16 protein-coding genes are annotated in these 18,996 nt (G+C 40.2%); 6 read left to right on the plus strand and 10 right to left on the minus strand.

Going from position 1 to position 18,996, the window contains the following annotated elements:
- Nucleotides 1-10 precede the first annotated feature (10 nt).
- Nucleotides 11-1,432: an alanine:cation symporter family protein gene (locus LKM37_08750; protein ID MCI1721073.1), complete on the minus strand. Its 1,422-nt coding sequence runs from the start codon at nt 1,430-1,432 to the stop codon at nt 11-13.
- Nucleotides 1,433-1,564: 132 nt separating this feature from the next.
- Nucleotides 1,565-2,425, minus strand: a complete 861-nt coding sequence (locus LKM37_08755; protein ID MCI1721074.1) for an RNA polymerase sigma factor RpoD/SigA — start codon at nt 2,423-2,425, stop codon at nt 1,565-1,567.
- A gap of 194 nt (nt 2,426-2,619) precedes the next feature.
- Here LKM37_08755 and LKM37_08760 point away from each other — a divergent pair, with 194 nt between their 5' ends.
- From LKM37_08760 to LKM37_08780, 5 genes are read left to right on the plus strand one after another with little or no spacing between them, the layout of a single operon-like run.
- Nucleotides 2,620-5,880 (plus strand): ATP-binding protein, encoded by a 3,261-nt coding sequence (locus LKM37_08760; protein MCI1721075.1) that lies wholly within the window; start codon nt 2,620-2,622, stop codon nt 5,878-5,880.
- Nucleotides 5,881-5,926: 46 nt separating this feature from the next.
- Entirely contained in the window at nt 5,927-7,057 is a 1,131-nt protein-coding gene (dnaN, locus tag LKM37_08765; protein MCI1721076.1) for a DNA polymerase III subunit beta, read from the plus strand.
- A gap of 1 nt (nt 7,058) precedes the next feature.
- Nucleotides 7,059-7,832, plus strand: a complete 774-nt coding sequence (locus tag LKM37_08770) for a 3'-5' exonuclease (GenBank protein MCI1721077.1) — start codon at nt 7,059-7,061, stop codon at nt 7,830-7,832.
- A 21-nt stretch (nt 7,833-7,853) separates the two neighbouring features.
- A complete protein-coding gene (locus LKM37_08775) occupies nt 7,854-8,117 on the plus strand; it encodes a hypothetical protein (protein ID MCI1721078.1) in 264 nt (87 codons plus the stop codon).
- 16 nt (nt 8,118-8,133) lie between these two features.
- Complete coding sequence (locus LKM37_08780; protein ID MCI1721079.1) at nt 8,134-8,391, plus strand: hypothetical protein; 258 nt, start codon at nt 8,134-8,136, stop codon at nt 8,389-8,391.
- On the opposite strand, the gene LKM37_08785 is transcribed toward LKM37_08780, so the two are convergent.
- From LKM37_08785 to LKM37_08815, 7 genes are all read right to left on the minus strand, one after another.
- Nucleotides 8,388-9,761 (minus strand): aminoacetone oxidase family FAD-binding enzyme, encoded by a 1,374-nt coding sequence (locus LKM37_08785; protein MCI1721080.1) that lies wholly within the window; start codon nt 9,759-9,761, stop codon nt 8,388-8,390. The two genes, LKM37_08780 and LKM37_08785, sit on opposite strands and share 4 nt — an antisense overlap.
- Nucleotides 9,762-9,827: 66 nt before the next feature.
- The gene (locus LKM37_08790) at nt 9,828-10,637 is read right to left on the minus strand and encodes an ABC transporter substrate-binding protein (protein MCI1721081.1); all 810 of its coding nucleotides are present in this window, start codon (nt 10,635-10,637) and stop codon (nt 9,828-9,830) included.
- Nucleotides 10,634-11,032, minus strand: coding sequence for a hypothetical protein (locus LKM37_08795; GenBank protein ID MCI1721082.1), 399 nt, complete (start codon nt 11,030-11,032; stop codon nt 10,634-10,636). The genes LKM37_08790 and LKM37_08795 overlap by 4 nt, the downstream gene beginning before the upstream one ends.
- 27 nt (nt 11,033-11,059) lie before the next feature.
- Nucleotides 11,060-12,139, minus strand: coding sequence for a butyrate kinase (gene buk, locus LKM37_08800; protein ID MCI1721083.1), 1,080 nt, complete (start codon nt 12,137-12,139; stop codon nt 11,060-11,062).
- 99 nt (nt 12,140-12,238) lie between these two features.
- Nucleotides 12,239-13,141 (minus strand): phosphate butyryltransferase, encoded by a 903-nt coding sequence (locus tag LKM37_08805; GenBank protein ID MCI1721084.1) that lies wholly within the window; start codon nt 13,139-13,141, stop codon nt 12,239-12,241.
- Nucleotides 13,142-13,222: 81 nt separating this feature from the next.
- Complete coding sequence (locus tag LKM37_08810) at nt 13,223-14,452, minus strand: acetate kinase (protein MCI1721085.1); 1,230 nt, start codon at nt 14,450-14,452, stop codon at nt 13,223-13,225.
- 77 nt (nt 14,453-14,529) lie between these two features.
- A complete protein-coding gene (locus LKM37_08815; protein MCI1721086.1) occupies nt 14,530-15,405 on the minus strand; it encodes a YegS/Rv2252/BmrU family lipid kinase in 876 nt (291 codons plus the stop codon).
- 53 nt (nt 15,406-15,458) lie between these two features.
- Here LKM37_08815 and LKM37_08820 point away from each other — a divergent pair, with 53 nt between their 5' ends.
- Nucleotides 15,459-16,763, plus strand: coding sequence for a ComEC/Rec2 family competence protein (locus LKM37_08820; GenBank protein MCI1721087.1), 1,305 nt, complete (start codon nt 15,459-15,461; stop codon nt 16,761-16,763).
- Here LKM37_08820 and LKM37_08825 read toward each other — a convergent pair whose 3' ends face one another.
- Complete coding sequence (locus tag LKM37_08825) at nt 16,764-18,971, minus strand: S9 family peptidase (protein ID MCI1721088.1); 2,208 nt, start codon at nt 18,969-18,971, stop codon at nt 16,764-16,766.
- Nucleotides 18,972-18,996: the final 25 nt, after the last annotated feature.

Consider the following 18,996-nt stretch of genomic DNA (forward strand, 5'->3'; position numbering starts at 1 on the left):
ATGCAAAATATCATTTTTGCTCCGCCTTCTCCTTTGCAAAATAGACCTTCATTGCCGCCTTCACTTTTGGAGATAGATAGAACAGCGTAAACATTGTAGCAAAGGCCATTAGAGCATAGCAAAGGTCAACGATAGATACTGCAAGCTTCAAAGGAATGACTGCTGCAACAATTAGCATTGCAAGGAAAAAGTAATTATAATATTTGCCGTATTTAGCTCCAAATAAGAAACTTGTGCATTTGCATCCATAATATGAATAAGAGAACATTGTGGAGAATGCAAAGAACAGCACCATAAGCATAAGCAGGTAACCTCCTAAGTGTCCGTTAAATACAGGCATCGGAATGGATGCATTAAAAGAGTTGATTGCAATTTCCAATCCTTTAACCTGGCTGCCTGCCGCAGGAAGAACGTAATTTCCGCTTGCAGTTGCAATCAAAATTGCAAGTGCTGTCAAAGTGCATACAAGCCCGGAATCTATTGACGGACCAATCATTGCAACAAGACCCTCTCTTACGGGTTCCGTATTTTTGGAAGCACCGTGCATCATGCTGGCCGTTCCAACTCCGGCCTCATTAACAAGCGCCGCCCTTCTTGCACCAATAACCGCAACCATAATCAGAGACCCTGCCGCTCCGCCAACTCCGGCGCGCACCGTAAATGCTCCGCGGAATATCTCCCCAAATACTGCGGGTACAACGGATATGTTAGCACAAATTATGTAAAGTACTATAAGAAAATACATTGCAACCATCAATGGAACAATCTTGGAAGAAATTTTGGCAATCCTCTGGATACCTCCAAGCACAACTACGGAAACTATGCCGCAGATTATTACACCCATAACAAATCTCAGCATTGGCGTAGTCTCTATTCCGGCAGGTGCTGTAAAAGTAGTTATAACAGCCTCAGTCAGCTGATTAGACTGCATAATGCACAAAGTACCAATCAAACCGAATACACAGAAAAATATAGCAAGCGGTTTCCACTTCTTCCCTATTCCCTGAGTTATCATATACATAGGGCCTCCCTGAACTTCCCCGTTAGAATCCTTCCCTTTATACATTATTGTCAAAGTCCCTTCAAAGAATTTTGTTGCCATACCTACAACCGCGCTCACCCACATCCAAAATATGGCGCCGGGTCCTCCCATGGTCAGCGCAATTGCAACTCCGGCAATATTTCCCATCCCCACGGTTGCAGCAATTGCACTCATAAGTGCCTCAAAAGAAGATATTTGGCCCGGAGCATTCTCTTTTTTTGATAGAGATTTTATAGCCTTGCCGTAATAGCGGAACGGGACAAAACCGGAATAAACAAGAAAGAAAAGCCCGCCGCCAATAAGCAGTAAAAACTCGGGATAATTGCAAACGGCATCGCTGATTTTAATAATCCAATCAGAAATACCTGCCAAAAAAAGAATTGCGTTCATTTTAAATCAATGTTCAAATGTAGAAGGACGGTCGTAAAAAAATTACCCTTGTCCAAACGGGGCAAAGGTAATAATTTTTAATAGCAGAATCCGTATTAATATCTGTCGCGACAGATATCAATAGAAAATATTTTATCCCAGATAGTTTTTAAGAAGCTTGCTCCTTGCACTATTGCGCAATCTTCTGATAGCCTTCTCTTTTATCTGCCTTACTCTCTCTCTTGTAAGATTGAAAGTTTCTCCAATTTCCTCCAGTGTTTTTTCCTGGCATCCTATTCCAAAGAAATACTTTACAATATTTCTCTCTCTCTCCGTAAGAGTGGAAAGCGCCCTTTCAATCTCTTTGTTAAGAGATTCATTTACAAGGCCTTTATCAGCTGATGGAGAATCATTATTAGGAAGAACATCCAGCAAGCTGTTATCCTCTCCATCAACAAACGGAGCATCAACAGAAACATGACGGCCGGAAACTCTAAGGGTATCTGCTATCTTCTCTTTTGGAATATTTAGTATGTCAGATAACTCCTCAGCAGATGGCATCCTTTGGTGGTCCTGCTCAAATTTATTTAGCGCCTTATTGATTTTATTAAGAGAACCAACCTGGTTAAGCGGAAGTCTTACAATTCTTGATTGCTCCGCAAGAGCCTGAAGGATTGATTGCCTAATCCACCACACTGCATAAGAGATAAATTTAAAACCTCTTGTTTCATCAAATTTTTCAGCCGCTTTAATAAGTCCAAGGTTGCCCTCGTTTATCAAGTCCGGCAAGCTAAGTCCTTGATTCTGATACTGTTTTGCAACAGATACCACAAATCTAAGATTTGCTCTTGTCAATTTTTCCAGCGCAGCCTGGTCACCTTTCTTAATGCGTTGCGCCAGTTCTACCTCATCCTCTATTGTGATGCGCTCCTCTCTTCCTATCTCCTGAAGGTACTTATCCAAAGAGGCACTTTCCCTGTTGGTGATAGACTTTGTAATCTTTAACTGTCTCATAAAATATAACTCCTGTGAATTGCCGTCTATTTAGACTTGCGACTTTTATACGAAGAACCCGCCATAATTGTTACAATAAAATGGACAATTTTTTATTGGGACTTCAATCCTATATACGTCAAATAATTATTATATTTGCCTGATTTTGATGCTTTATCGCTCAAATGGGATGCCAAGATTAATAATATCTCAACATGGAAGATAAAAAAGAGCCTCGCAACTCCGAAAGGTCGGATATAGACAGGTATAGAGACATGTCTGCATATTGGCAGACTGGCTGGTGGGAGTCAAATCTGAAAACCAAACAATATTTAATCTCAGATAATCTTAAGAATTTAATTGGGGCAAAGAGCAATGTGCTGCCATTTGAAGAGTTTATCAAGTGTTTCAGAGAGGATTACAGAGATGTTGTAATTAAAGAGTTCAAGGAATTCTCAACTATTAGAAGGGATTTCTATGATAGAAAATTCCCCGTGATAACTCCAACGGGAGAAGCATGGATAAGAACGCATTTGTGCTACGATATGAAGGAAGAGGATGGCGGAGGAAGTTTTGGAGTTGTGCAGGTAGTGCCGCCGGATGAATACATAGAAAAAGCCTCTTTACAAGAGAACAATTATAGATTCATTGAGCATCTGGATAAGATATCTAATTATCTCTCAGAGTTTTTAACAGATGAAAAAGAGGATGTCATTATTACAAAGATTCTTGAAAGTCTTCTGGATTTTCATGGCGCATGCAATGCGTGGATGTTTGAATTTGGCGATAACGGCAAGACACAAACTTGCATAAGCGAGGTAAAAATAGAGGGAGCTCCGGATTTAAAATCGCAATTTAACAATATTGATTTTTCTCAATTTTCCTGGTTATCCTCTATGATTCTTTCTAAAAAGCCTGTTATCCTTAACATGGCCTCCGATCTTCCGGAAAATGCTAAAAATGAGAAACATATATTTGACAAAATAGGAATTAAATCCATAATGTTCATCCCACTTGTAAATTCAAAAAGAGTTTGGGGGTATTTTGGAGTGGACTGCATTGCCCACTCTCATTATTGGAACAATGAGGATTATTTGTGGATGCGTTCCGTCGGGAGCATACTAAGCTTAAACATTGAACTTAACAGAGTTAGAGCTCACAACAAGAGAGGAGAACTTTATAAAGAGGAACTGGTAAGGCGCATGCCGGTCGGATACGGGAGGCTTACCCCTATCTTTAATGCGGATGGCAAAATAGTTGATTATCTGATAAAAGAGGGCAACAGGGCTGGATTTATATTGATGGGATGTGAGGGCTCGGGACCTGGTTCCCTTGGTTCCGCAAATCACGACAAAGAATTTGTTAAACAGAGGGCTGCCATAATGCAGCATGTCTATGATACGGGGGAGCTATATGAGTATGATAATATAGAACCGTCCGGAAAGTTTTGCCACTCAGTAATGTACAAAACAGAAAGCGGAGAACTTGTTGAGTTTCACGTTGATACGTCAGAGAAAGAGAAGGCTATGGAGGATGCTGTGCGTGCGAATAAGCTTTTCAAGGATATATTTTTAAACATACCTATCGGAGAGGCCATATATGACGCTGATGGCAACATGAAAGATATGAATAAATCATTCATGGCAACATTTGGTCTTACATCTATAAATGATGTAAGAAGAAGCGGATATTGCTTCCTAAACGACAGGAATTTGAGCGAAAGCAACAAGGCGGCAATTTTGGCTGCGGAAAATGTAGATTTTAATGTTGATTATGATTTCGACAAAGTTGATGACTACAAAACATTAAGACACGGCATTGTAAACATGCACTGCAGGCTGATTAAACTTTATGATGAAAAGGCCGTGCATGCCGGTTATCTGTTTATATGTCTGGAAGATTCTGACCATCTTGTAGCAGTTGACAAAGTTCATGACTTTGAAAATTTCTTCTCTTTGATTTCCGATTATGCAAAAATAGGTTACGCCAAAATGGATTTGTACACCCACCAGGGATATGCTGTAAAACAGTGGTTCAGGAACATGGGTGAAGATGAGAATACCCCTTTAAATCAAATAGTTGGAGTATATAATCACATGCATCCGGAGGACAGGGAGAAGATTTTGGATTTCTTTGAAAAAGCAAAAGCGGGAAAAGTAAACAGTTTCTCAGGAGAAATAAGAATTAAACGGCCTGGATACCAAGACAAGTGGAACTGGATATATAAGAATCTTCTAGTAAGTAAATATCTAGATAACGAACGCCTAGAGGTTACCGGCGTAAATTACGATATTACAGCGTTTAAGGAGAATCAGCAGGAACTTACCGCGGCAAAGGAGAAAGCGGAGGCAATGGATAAACTTAAGAGCTCATTCCTTGCCAACATGAGCCATGAAATCAGGACTCCTCTGAATGCCATTGTGGGGTTCTCTGATCTTATCACAACAAGCGACGATGCGGAGGAGAAAACTCAATACATGCAAATCATACATGAAAACAATGATTTGCTGCTGAACCTTATTAACGATATCCTGGATTTGTCCAAGATGGAGGCCGGCATGGTAGATTTACATTATGAGGATGTTGACGTTAACGGACTGTGCCTGAGCATAATAAAATCAGAAAAGCTAAAGATTAAAAACAACGTTGAGGCGATATTTGATGAACAGCTGCCGGAGTGCGTTATAAATACAGACAGAAGCCGGCTTATGCAGCTGATAACTAACATGTTTAATAATGCAATAAAATATACCAGAAGCGGCAATATTAAACTTGGCTATAAATGGATTGACAAAGAGCATATACGGTTCCATATCACTGATACCGGAGTTGGCATAAGCAAAGAGAATTTGAAGAAAATTTTTGACCGTTTTGTAAAACTTAATAGATTTGTACAGGGAACTGGATTGGGATTGGCCATTTGCAGCACTATTATTGAGAAGATGGGGGGAGAAATTGGCGTAGAATCAGAAGAAGGAAAGGGTTCTTCTTTCTGGTTTATCCTGCCTGCAGTAAACAAATCAGCAAATAATACTAATATCATAAAACAGGAGAGCAATATTATGGAGACAGAGAAAAATCAGAGCGGATGCGCTGCTAATGAGAGTCTTAATGCACTGGTACTCATAGCAGAAGACACAGACAGCAATTTCATTTTGGAAAATTCCATGCTAAAGAAACTCTACAGAATTGAGAGGGCATTAGACGGAATAGAGGCTGTAGAAAAATGCAAATCTCTTAATCCAGATTTGATTTTGATGGATATGCAGATGCCTCGCATGGACGGACTTGAGGCTACAAGAAAAATCAGGGAGTTTAACAAAGAAGTCCCTATTGTTGCCGTTACTGCGTTTGCATTTGAGCAGGACAAAATAAATGCAATAAACGCCGGATGCAACACGTATGTTAGCAAGCCTATCTCCATTCCTGATTTCAGACGCACAGTGGCAGAAGAGCTTGCCAAACGGGGAAAATAGGCCAATTATTACTATATTTGTTAACTAAAATTTAAAAGAAAATATCATGAGGTTTACAACTACAAGCACAGATTTTTTACAGGCATTATTGTCAGTGTCAAGAGTTATTCTTCCAAAGCCGCCTATTCCGATTCTAGAAGATTTCCTTTTGGAATTAGATGAAAACAATAATCTAACAATTACGGCTTCTGACCAGGAGACTACTCTTAAGACCATGTTGACAATAGAGGATGTTAAGGAGGGAGGTAGAATTGCGGTTCCTGCAGTCTTGTTAACTAACTCATTCAAAGAGCTTCCGACACAGCCGGTTGAATTCATTACTAATGAAGATAAGAACAATGTAACTATAACATGGGCAAACGGTACGGCCAATATTCCTTACGTTCAGCCTGACGATTATCCTGAACTTCCGGCGCTTGCAGATGCCAAGAAGATTGAAGTTTCCGCAAATGTTCTTGCAGATGGCATTAACAGCACTATCTATGCTACTGCAGAGGAGGAACTTAGACCAATAATGAACGGAATTTTCTTTGATATCACTTCCAAATCCACAACCCTAGTTGCATCTAACGCCCACAAGCTGGTTTGCTATAAGAGAAATGATGTTAAATGCAGCGAGAGCTGTTCATTTGTCCTGCCTAAAAAACCTGCAAATATTTTAAAGAACAACCTTGCCAGACTATCTGATGAGCAAGTAGTTATAACATTTGATAAAAAGAATGCGTTCTTCAAATTTGAACAGCAGCTTGTTGTTTGCCGTCTTGTAGAAGGCACCTACCCTGCATACAAAACAGTCATTCCAAAGAATAACACCAACATTATAACTGTCTCAAGAGCAGATATTTTGAATGCCACAAGACGTGTTGCCGTTTGTGCAAACCAGGCAACAGGACAAATAGTTTTTAATGTTGCAGAGAATAAGTTGAATATTACTGCGCAAGACTTGGATTTCTCAATGAGCGCAAACGAGACCATAGGTTGCGAATACAGCGGAGATACAATGGCCATAGGATTTAAATCTCAGTTCCTAATTGAGATTCTAAGCAATCTTCCTTATGACCAAATTTGCATTAAGCTTGCTGACCCTACAAAGGCTGCTCTAATTCAGCCGGCCGTTCAAACAGAGCCGGAGGAAGAGATATGCGCTTTGCTTATGCCTATGAGAATCAACAGCTAACATGGAATTAAATTTAAAAAATCCTCTCCTTTTTTTTGACATAGAGAGCACAGGCCTTGACGTTGCCAAGGATCGTATTGTTGAAATTTCTTGCGTCAAGGTTATGCCTGACGGAAGCAAAGACATTAAAACAAGAAGGATAAATCCTGAGATTCCTATATCTCCGGAAGCTCAAAAAATCCACGGCATTTCAAATGAAGATGTAAAGGATTGTCCTAAGTTTAAAGAGGTTGCAAAATCTCTGGCTCAGTGGATGAGCGGCTGCGATATTGCCGGATACAACTCCATGAAGTTTGATATCCCTTTGCTGGAGGAGGAGTTCCTGCGCGCCGGAGTGGATTTTGATTTTCACAAAAGACACTTGGTTGATGTGCAAAACATCTTCCATAAAATGGAGCAGAGAACGCTTTCCGCTGCGTACAAGTTTTATTGTCACAAAGATTTGGAGAAGGCGCATTCAGCGGAGGCGGATACTGTAGCAACTTATGAAGTACTTAAAGCTCAGCTAGATAAATACCCTGATACTTTAAAGAATGATGTAGAAATGCTTGCAGATTTTTCTACGCGTTCAAAATTTTTGGATTATGCAGGACGCATCATCGTGAATGAAAACGGCCAGGCCATATTCAATTTTGGAAAGCACAAGGGAAAACTTGTAGTTGATGTTTTATCACATGAGCCAAGCTATTTTGCATGGATGGAACAGGGAGATTTTACGCTGGACACTAAAAAAGTGCTGACAGACATCAAATTACATCCGGACAAATATCGCTAGCAATATCATTGTAATTTATCAATGAATATTTTCACTTTCCCGTTGGGATTAAAGCAGTTTTACGTAAGACCGGATACATCTGTGTCTGAGGGTGATAGCTTTTATGCTCCCGACGGAATTTTGAATTTTTCCGTAGTGCCGCTTGCCTATCTTAAGATAGAAAGAGCCGGAAAATCCATTGGACAAAAATTTGCAGGCCGCCACTACTCCTGCTTAGGATATGGAATACACATCTGCGGAGAAAATCCTGCCTCATTAAATTCTCACGGAGGCCGGATTGTCTGAACAATATAAATCCCTGATGTATAATTCTTTAGACAATAGCACTTTTTTATCAAAATGCACAGGCAGAGGACAATTTGATTTTAATAAATACGCAAATGGCCTCAGCTCAAATGATTTTGATGAAATGGTAGAGAGAGCATCACAATATCTGTCGCTGAGGACAGGAGATATTATTTCAGTAGAAATGCCTGAAATCAAGCATATTGACACAAGCACCCATAAGAGCGGAGAAAAAATCAGCTACGGAGAAATTGCAATTTCTTTTATTTGCTAGAATCGCCTTTTTTTCGCAAATCCGTTAAGACAATTTTGCATTGCCAACGCACCGGTGGAGAAAGCGGTCTGCAAGTTATATCCTCCGGTATCTCCATCTAAATCAAGCACTTCTCCGGCAAAATACAATCCTTTAACAAGTTTTGATTCCATTGTTTTGTGAGAAACTTCTTTCAATGAAATTCCGCCTGCAGTAACAACACATCTGTCATACCCCACAAAAGAGACAATCTCAAATTTCAGCTCTTTTAGCCTCTCCGGCAGAGTTTTAACTGATAAATCTTTTGACATGTCCATGAAGGGTTTTATCAGCTGCTTTGGAAGCATTCTGTTAAGGAGATACCTTAAAGTGTTTGGATTTGAACTATTTATACTGTTCTTTGCCTGATACCGTCCGTAAACCACAGATGAAAGAGAACCCATTTCTCTCTCAATTCTTGCATTAAGCTGCTGCAAAGAGAGAGCAGGCTTGAGGTCTAAAACAACCTGGACTTTCTGTCCGTTAATTATGTTCTCCACCGCTCTGCGGCTTATCCTAAAAATAATCGGCCCCTCTATACCTCCATCTGTAAAATTCACATCTCCAAACTCTTCCTGGGCAACAGCTCCGTTAACAATAAGCTTTGCGGAGACATTTTTAAGCTCAAGACCATTAAGAGATTTTCCTGTCTGAGAAAATATTCTGTCAGATGAGACGCTGTAATCTGCCTCCGTTTTTAAATCTTGAAAATAATTTTTTGGAACAAGAGCAGTAAGTGAAGGAAAGCATTTTTCAACTGAATGCCCAAAAGATTCTGCAAATTTGTAACCATCTCCGGTTGAGCCTGTTAGAGGATAAGAGAGACCGCCTGTCGTGATGATAATATTATCCGCATTTATTTTGCCGCACTTAGCTGAAATAACAAAAGCACCCTCATCTTTCTCTATTTTTTCCACAGGACATCTTGTAAATACTTTAACAAAATCTACTGATATATAGTTCATTAAAGCGTCAGTCACATCTGCCGCACGCATGCTTTTTGGATATACTCTTTGTCCGCGTTCAACCACAAGAGGAAGTCCGATGCCCTCAAAAAAACTCATTGTATCAGCAGTGCTCATGCTATAGAAAGCGCTCCTTAAAAAGTTTGACTGAGGATGTATATGAGGGGCGAATTCATCCCACATTCTTGTATTTGTAATGTTGCAACGCCCTTTGCCTGTGATATTTATCTTGCGTCCGCAACGTTCTTCCTTTTCCAGCAGAACAATTCTGCGGAGACTTCCGGAGGGTAAAAATTCAGGATGCTCTTTAATGTACTTCACCGCATAAGCGGCAGCAAAAAGTCCGGCAGCTCCTCCGCCGATAATTGCTATTTGATATTTTTCCATCTGGAACAAAGTTAAACATTATGAATAAAATCATGCAGGATGCCAAACAAGATTGCAACAAGACAATTATTTAAGCCGTATATAATACTTAAGGTCCCTCCCCTTTTGCGCAATTTCCGGATGCATAATCTGAATTAAATCTTTCAGAATCTCCTGAGGCTCAACAGCTCCATCCTCCCAAAAATCACTTCCTCCGCCTGGCGTGCTGCGCTTTGTGTTATTGTAAACTTGCTTTTTTGCAAAGGCGGGAATGTTTTTATACAGCGGGTTATCTGCCGCAAGAGCAGCAAAAGTAGAGACGGTATTTGGGTGAAGCCAAATATCGGCATGAGCCGCAAGGGCATAAATTTTCTCAAAGCCAAGCTGAGCGGAACTGCTCCCTTCAGGGTCTGTTCCAAGAATATCGCCCCCCGCATCTTTTATCAAATTAGAGGTATAATTCTTTCCTCCGGGGACATACCATATTCCTTTAAAAGGCATGTTAAGCAAAACTCTTGTCCTTTTTATATGTTTATCGCTCAATGCTTTAGCGCATTCATTCTTTATCTTTAAATACTCTCCGGCCCTGGCTTCAAAAACAGAATCCGCAAATTGCGCGCTGCCAGTAAGAAGTCCAAAAAGTTTTAAATACTCCATTTTTGCAAGCGGAGTCCTCTCCAAATAATCATTAATAGGAATTACCCTTAAACCAAGATGACGAAGTTTTTCTATGTACGTGTTATCATTTCCGCTTATGCCGTATACAAAAATTACATCTGGCTTAAGAGACATTATTTTCTCATAATTTGGAGCAGTTTCTGCTCCGATATCTGCAATTTTACCCTCAGATATCAATTTTTTAACATTCTCATTATAAACAAATTGAGTACCGCTCAATGCCTTGACGCAATCTGCCTTTCCAAGAAGATTAAGTAAGCCAGATAGGAAGTTGACATGCAAACGCAGCTCCTGATTGGAACCGGGATAGCATTCTTATTTTCCGCAAGAATTTTTTCAGAATCTCTTGGCACCATTACAAAAGTCTCAGAGACAGACTTTTTTCCCTCCCATTCATTAATTGAGACAATGGTATCTCCCTCTATTTTCAGGTATTCCGAGTACTTTATTGTACTCCCGACAGATGCTCCGTCATTTTGCATATCCGATGCAACGCCTTGTTTATCAGACCTTGAAGAATTTTTACAACCTGAAGCAAATAAAAGCAAGGCCACCAAAAAAAATAATCCGCCCGTAGTTCTATAAGGAGCGCGGGCGGAGAAAATATAACTCATTTTAGATTAAGTAAACTGTCGGGATTATTAATAATTTTTAGCCTCTTCTTCTCCTGTCAAAACAGAATAGGCATTTTGCGCAAGGGCTCCCATCTCATCCTCTCCGGGATAAACAAAAACAGGGGCAATGAACTTCACACGCTCCGCCACCTTATCCGTAACAGCCTTATTATAAGCTATTCCGCCGGTTACAAGTATGGCATCAACCTTTCCATTTACAACAGTTGCAAGAGAACCTATCTCTTTAGAAAGCTGATATGCAAAGGCATCAATAATAAAAGCAGATTTTTTATCTCCCGCCTTTGCAGCATTGGAAACATCTAGAAATGAATTGGTTCCAAGGTATGACATTATACCACCCTTGCCGTTTATCATTTTCATCACTTCCCCCTTTGTATATTTCCCGCTAAAACAAATTTCGGCCAGCTGACCTGCAGGAAGTCCGCCGCTTCTCTCTGGAGAAAAAGGTCCCTCTCCATCTAGAGCATTGTTAACGTCAACAACCTTTCCATGCTTATGCATGCCAACGGAAACTCCCCCGCCAAGATGAGCAACTATCAAATTCAAATCTTCATATTTTTTTCCGTTCTCCTTTGCAAACCTCTTAGCAATAGCCTTTTGGTTAAGCGCATGAAAAATGGAAACTCTTGTAATCTCAGCGTTGCCGGAAACTTTTGCAATAGCATCCATTTCATCTACGACAACAGGATCTGCTATAAAGGCGGATACCTCCCTGCCGGTATTTTTGGAAACATCTTTTGCAATCTCATCCGCAATCAACCCGCCAAGATTGCTTGCATGCTCTCCGCCAAGCCCATTCCTAAGGTCTTCCAGCATTGCGGCATTAACCTTGTAAACTCCTGATGTAAGCGGCTTTACGAGTCCGCCTCTTGCTATAACAACAGAGAGTTCATTCGTATCAATTTTATTCTCTTTTAATGCAGAGATAATGGTTTTCTTTCTAAAATCAAATTGTGAGACGACATTTGAAAACCCTGCAAGCTCTTCTGCAGAATGTCTTAGCGTATTCGTAAACACCTGCTCTATACCATCATACACAGATATCTTTGTAGAAGTAGAACCAGGATTAATAACAAGTATCAGCATATTTAAATCTTTTTTTCTGTTTATATAAATGTAAAATTAAAAAAGTCCGCAGAAGAAACAAACTCCCCTGCAGACTTTTCTATAAAATCAACAAGCAAATTACTTAGCCTGAAGGCAAGCAAGAGCTATTGAATTAAGTTTAGTGTCAATGCTGTCTCCGCGGCTGGAAAGAACGCAAGGAGCGGCTGCTCCAACAACAACGGCTGCAGTCTTAACGCCTTTCATAAGCTGAGTATTAGTTTTGTAGAATACATTTGCGGACTCAATATTAGGGAACACAAGAGCATCGGCATCACCTGCAACCTCGCTCTTAAGTTTCTTAATCTTAGCGCACTCAGGAGATATTGCAACATCAAGAGCAAGAGGTCCGTCAACAATTCCCGGGACCTGTCCTCTCTCTGACATCTTAGCTATCTGAGCAGCCTCCGTACATGCAAGCATTGCAGGAAGCATCTGCTCCGTAGCAGCAATCATAGCAATCTTAGGCTGAGCAATTCCAAGTTCTTTGCAAACGCCGGCTGCATATTTAACAATTGCAACTTTCTGCTTGAACTCAGGAAGAGGAATAACGGCCATATCTCCGTAAACCAATAATTTAGGATAATTTGGATGCTCCATAAGTACCAGATGGCTAAGCACCGCCTTTGGAGGAAGAAGACCCCAATCCTTATTAAGAATTCCATGCATGTACTTATCAGTACTGCAAAGGCCCTTCATAAGAACGTCTGCCTTTTTCTCATGAACCATTGTTACTGCTTCCTGGATAGATTTGATCTCATTTTTGTTGTCAATGATTGTGAATTTCTTCATATCAATCTTACCATCGGCGCATATTTTTGCAATCATATCTGAATCGCCAACTAGGGTGGCGTCAACTATGCCTGCATCAATTGCTTTGCTTACTGCGGTAATTGAGTGAGCGTCAACGCCCCATGCAACTACCAATTTCTTTTTTGCCTTAGTTCTCAGCTGGTCAAACAGCTGGTCAAAAGTTTTAATCATTATTATATAATTTTATAATTTTTTATTTAGTAACTTAATATAACTTTCTATTTTACAGTAATTTATCTATCGCGACAGATATTACTTTTTTCCGCCCTTAACTGAGGATACAATTTCCATTGTATCTGTTGCAATCATAAGCTCCTCATCTGTAGGTACTACTGCAACAATAACTTTGGAATTTTTCTTGGAAATGATTGCAGGCTCCCCCCTCTTCATATTCTTATTTGCATCTGCGTCAAAATCAACGCCTATGAATTCAAACTGTTTTGCAACAGCCTCTCTTGTAACGGCATCATTCTCTCCAATTCCGCCGGTAAATATTATAAGGTCAACTCCCTGCATTGCAGCAGCATAAGCGCCAACATATTTAATAATTCCATAACGGAACATTTTCAAAGCAAGGATAGCGTGCTCATCACCCTTTGCAGCGGCAGCTTCAACATCCCTCATATCCGGAGAAACTCCTGATACTCCAAGAAAACCGCTCTTTTTATTTAGCATTGCATCCATGTCGGCAACGCTGGAATTGTACTTCTGCATCAGATAAATAGGAACACTCGGATCAATGGTTCCGCAGCGCGTACCCATCATGACACCGCCCATTGGGGTAAGACCCATAGTGGTATCAATTGATTTCCCGTCTTTTATGGCTGTGATGGAACATCCGTTACCAAGATGACAGGTAATAATTCTGGAGTTATTGTAATCCAGGCCGGCAAATTTTGCCCCTTTGGCAGATACATATCTGTGGCTTGTTCCGTGGAAGCCATACTTTCTGATTTTGTCCTCTTTATAATAGTGATAAGGAATTGCATACATATAGGCATAATCAGGAATTGTCTGATGGAATGAGGTATCAAAAACCCCAACCTGCGGAACGCCAGGAAGCGCCTCTGTAACAGCCTTTACGCCAAGCAAGCAAGCCGGATTGTGAAGCGGTGCAAGCGGATTGCAGGCCTCAACGCCCTTAATCACCTCTGAATCAATAAGACGGCTCTTATTAAAAATTTCTCCGCCGTGAACCATTCTGTGACCAACGGCATTAATATCTTTCAAAGACTTAAGTACTCCATGCTGCGGATCTGTCAGCAAATCAAGTACATATTGAATTCCTTTTGTATGATTCGGAATTACTCTGTTAACTTTAAACTTGTCTGTACCAGGAACTGAATGAGTTATAATACCCTCATCCAACCCTATTCTCTCTACAAGACCTTTTGCAAGCAATTTATGCTCCTCTTTGCTCTTCATGTCAAGCACCTGGTACTTTATAGAAGAACTTCCGCTGTTTAGTACTAAAATGATCATATAAAAAACGCTATTTTCTTAAAATTCTGCGCGAATTTAAGAAAAAACATCGTAATTTATAACTAAAAAAGCAGGAATTAAGGGACAATTATATTAACAGCCCCCTTAAGTACTGATACTGTGATATCTGCACCCATCATTCTGCTCTCGCCGTCAAATTGTACAAGTCCCTCCTTCTCCCGGATAATATGCAAGCTCTCAGTTCTATACATATCAACCAAATTTGAGTGCCTTAATGTCCCTAAAAAAAGCTCTGCGGCTAAAAAAGGGACTGTGGCAACAGGCGCGCTTTTCCATACTATGATATCCAGCAAACCATCAGAAATATTAGCTTCAGGGGCAATAAATGCATTATTTCCCCATTGCGCCGCATTGGCAAAAGTAATCAGAAAAGCTCTTGTTTTATATGAATTGCCGCCAATCTGAATGGTGTAATTTTCAGGACGATACGTGAAATATTCTTTGGCGCAAAAATTTACATAAGAAATTAAACCCCTATCTTTTCCGGCGTTAAAAGCATTCCCGATAACAGCCTCAAAACCAAGGCCTGCCGTGCAGAAAAACACTTGCCCGTTAATTTGCCCGGCATCCGCGGAGATGGTTTTCTCCTTCAAAATCAAGGATATCGCACGCTTATAATCCAACGGAATTTTAAGATGCCTTGCAAGTCCGTTGCCGCTTCCAACAGGAACTATCGCGAGCTTTGTCTTCTTATTCACCAAACCTTTAGCAACGCTGTTTACCGTACCGTCACCTCCAATGGCGGCTACAATATCAAAGCCGCTGTTGGAAAAATCGGAGGCAGCCTCACAAGCATCCCCTGGTCTGGACATTTTAAATAGCTCCATATGATAATCTGGATTATTCCCAAAAACATCATGAGCATAGGCTGCAATAATCGCCTTGCTCCCTGTTCCTGAACCAGGATTTACTATGAATGCTATTTTTTTCACTGTTGCAAAGATAGTTTAATTTGAATATCTTTGAGATACAAAATTTGAGGGGCATGAAAAGAGGGGGAGTTAAAATCACTGCCGCATTTCTGAGCGGCATTTTTGTTTCTGAAATGTTCATGAGGCCAGGCGGTTGGCTGGGAATTCACATTTTTGAAAATCACTTGTTTTATTTTTTAATCCCGACAGTTTTTCTTTTTGCCGCCGCAATTTTGTTGCTCCATTTTTTATGGCGTTCATATCTTAAGCCGTCACGATTCAATTTATATTTTAGCAGCTGCGTCATTGCCTTATTCTTTTTGCTTGGTGCAGAAAGATTCAGCGTATTCAATGGAGTGATTTCTCCTTTTAGCAATTCTTATATTTCCGGACAGCCTCAAAATGTTTCATCACCAGAAAAAACAATTGAAAAAATCAAAGATTTCTCTATTAAAGCAAGGACAAAGGCGGAAACAAAATTAAGGACATATATAATTGATAAAGAGGATTATGCAGTAATGTCTGCATTTACTCTCGGAGATAAAACGGAGATTCCAAAAACGCTAAAAGACTCATACAGAAATGCCGGGGTGATGCACACTCTGGCCCTATCAGGATTACATGTGGGAATAATTTGGACAATCATAACTACCCTGCTCTTTGCATTTAAAATAAACTATAGGGGCAAACTTGCCGGGCTTTCAATTACAATTATCATAATCATCTTATACTCAATTATCACAGGCTTCAGCCCATCTGTGCAAAGAGCCGGGATTATGCTGACCGTATGGAGGGTATCAGACATAACATTCAGACAAACAGATAAATGGAATATTCTATGCATATCCGCGCTAATCATCTGTTTAATAGACCCTTCCGCACTTTTCAAGGCAGGGTTCCAGCTCTCCTTTGCAGCCGTGGCAGGTATTGCTTTAATATATCCTGTTATAAATGAGAGTTTTAAACAAATTATAGGGATGGGAATAAAACCAAAAGAAGATAGCGCGGATGAAACGGGAGAAGATGAAGATCCTGAAATAAAGGCAAAGAAAAGAGCTGAACGTGAAGCTCAATATACTCCAAGAGCAAGAAGCATAAAAAAGATAAAAGGCTGCATAATATTCATTTGCAGCCTTATAGGGATTTCTCTATCTTGTCAGATAACAACTCTTCCGCTTACTCTTTACTACTTTGGAAGCGTGCCGGAGCATTTTCTTTTGGCCAATGTTGCAGTTATTCCTTTAGTCACGATAGTTCTATACCTGCTTGTAGCTGCTATTATAACATATCCGTTTCCTCTGATTGGCGCAGCTATAACAACAGCAGCCCGTTTTTCAATCGGGCTGCTAAATGCTATTGTTATGTTTCTTGGAACCTAATTACTTATATAAAGCATCAATCAAAACCTGAGGGGTTTCCTTATCCAGCAAATGTTTATACCAGAAGTTATAATCTGATATAGCTGAGAAAGTTGCCTGCTTTCCGCGGTATCCGTGAAGCTGCCCCGGATAAATCATCAGGTCAAACTGCTTGCCCATATTCTGCAAATCCTGCACAAGTCCAATGGTATTTTGAATATGCACATTATCATCTGCGGCTCCGTGTGTGAGCATCAAATAGTTAGAAGAATCTCCCTTATAGCCTGACTTTGCAATTCTGTCGGACATTTTTGTGCGTGCGTAACCCTCCGGGTTGCGCTGCGGAGTATCCATATATCTCTCCGTATAATGTGAATCATACAGCAAATAATCATAAACTCCCCCTCCTGCTATTCCATACTTAAAATACTTGCAACCTTCTGTTACGCAAAGAGTTGTCATGCTGCCTCCATAAGAGAAGCCGTTTATTCCAACTTTATCCGCATTTACATAAGGCTTTGAATCAAAGTATTGCATCCACTCTTCAAAGTCGCTCAGCTCTACTGACCAGAAATTTCTGTACAAGAAATTAAGTCCCTCTTTACCGCAGTGACCGGAAGCTCTGTTATCCATAGTAACCTGTATAACATCCTGATATGCCCACCATTGCGTTCTTCTTCCAACTCCCGCAAAAACATCATCTACCATCGGCGTATTAGGTCCTCCATAGATATAAATCAAGAGAGGATATTTTTTACTCTTGTCAAAGTTAACGGGGTATGTAACCTTTGCAGGTATTGTGTAACCGTCGTGAGTTTTAATATAAACCATCTCCGGCAGCGCAATGTTATAATTGTCAAATTCAGCACCTTTTGAATCTGCGATAATTGTAACTTTTCCTGAGCCGTCGCAAGGCATAAGTACCAGCTGATTAGGGGTTGAACAATTTGAACGAAACGCGATAAAATGCTTTGAATCAGGAGACAATGAGATGTTCTCATAATCATATTCCCCCTCTGAAAGTCTTGTAATCTTACCGCTCTTTATGTTTACTTTATAAAAATCAACGCGAGTGCTAATTTCTCTTTTTGCAGTAAAATAAAACTCGCCGTTCTTCTGGTCCAGGCGAACAAAATTAATACTCCAGTTTTTGCCGTCAGTAATCTGTTTAGAAACCTTGCCGTCAAAAGATTGATAATAAATTTCCTCCCACATGGAGAAATCTCTTACCATATAAAAGCCCTCTTTTGTAAACTCCATCTGCTCCGGCCACTCAATCCAGGTGTTCTGATGCTCTTTATAAATTGGCTCTTTAGCTCCCGACAGCGGATTGACTGAATAGAAAATCAAATCCTGCTGAACCCTTGGCATCCAAGGAACTATAAACCTGCTGCCATCTGCATTCCAGAAAGGAATTCCAAAATACTGGTCATCTTTCTCATTAAAATCGGCCCATGTAATTGCACCGCCCTCTGCCTTTACAATTCCAATTTTAACCTCAGGGTTTTTCTCTCCGGCCATTGGATAGTGCGTAGTGCGAATTTGATTCTTTGCCTTTGAAGGGTCATAAATCGGGAACATAGGAACCTGACTGTCATCTGAATGATAAAAAGCAATATGCTTGCTGTCCGGACTCCACCAATAAGCACAGTACTTAGAAGGTCGGCCTAAAATTTCTTCATAATAAACCCATGATGCATAACCGTTTAGAACAACTTCACTGCCATCAAAAGTCAGCTGTGTATTCTTCTTTGAGGCAACATCATACACATATAAATTGTTGCCGGAAACATATGCAATCTTTGAACTGTCGGGAGAATAATGGAACAACAGCCCCTTCTCCGCAAACTTCTCTTTTTGCAATTCAGCAATAAATTTTTCAGCTTTTCTTGAGCGTGCCGTAGGATTATATAATTTGTCTTTAATGGGCACATTTTTCTTGCTTTTAATATTGTAATAGCTGAACTCGTTCATGCTTGTGGAGAAATTGGCAAAAACAATATTGTCATTATCAGACCATTTCATCGGAAATGGCAAATTATTCAGAACTCCAGCCGGAATGTTGTTGGAGGCAATCTGCTCCAATGTAAAATTCTTTTTTGCAGATGAATAGCTATCTCCCCTTTCTGGTGAACTCCCCTTCTGGGCAAAAGATGCCCCAAAAGAGGCAAAAGTAATTGCACTGCATAATATGCCTGCAATCAAATAAATATGTTTCTTATTTCTCATAAGACAATAATCTTTAAATCGTATT

The sequence above is a fragment of the Bacteroidales bacterium genome (assembly GCA_022647615.1).
Taxonomy (GTDB): domain Bacteria; phylum Bacteroidota; class Bacteroidia; order Bacteroidales; family UBA932; genus Egerieousia.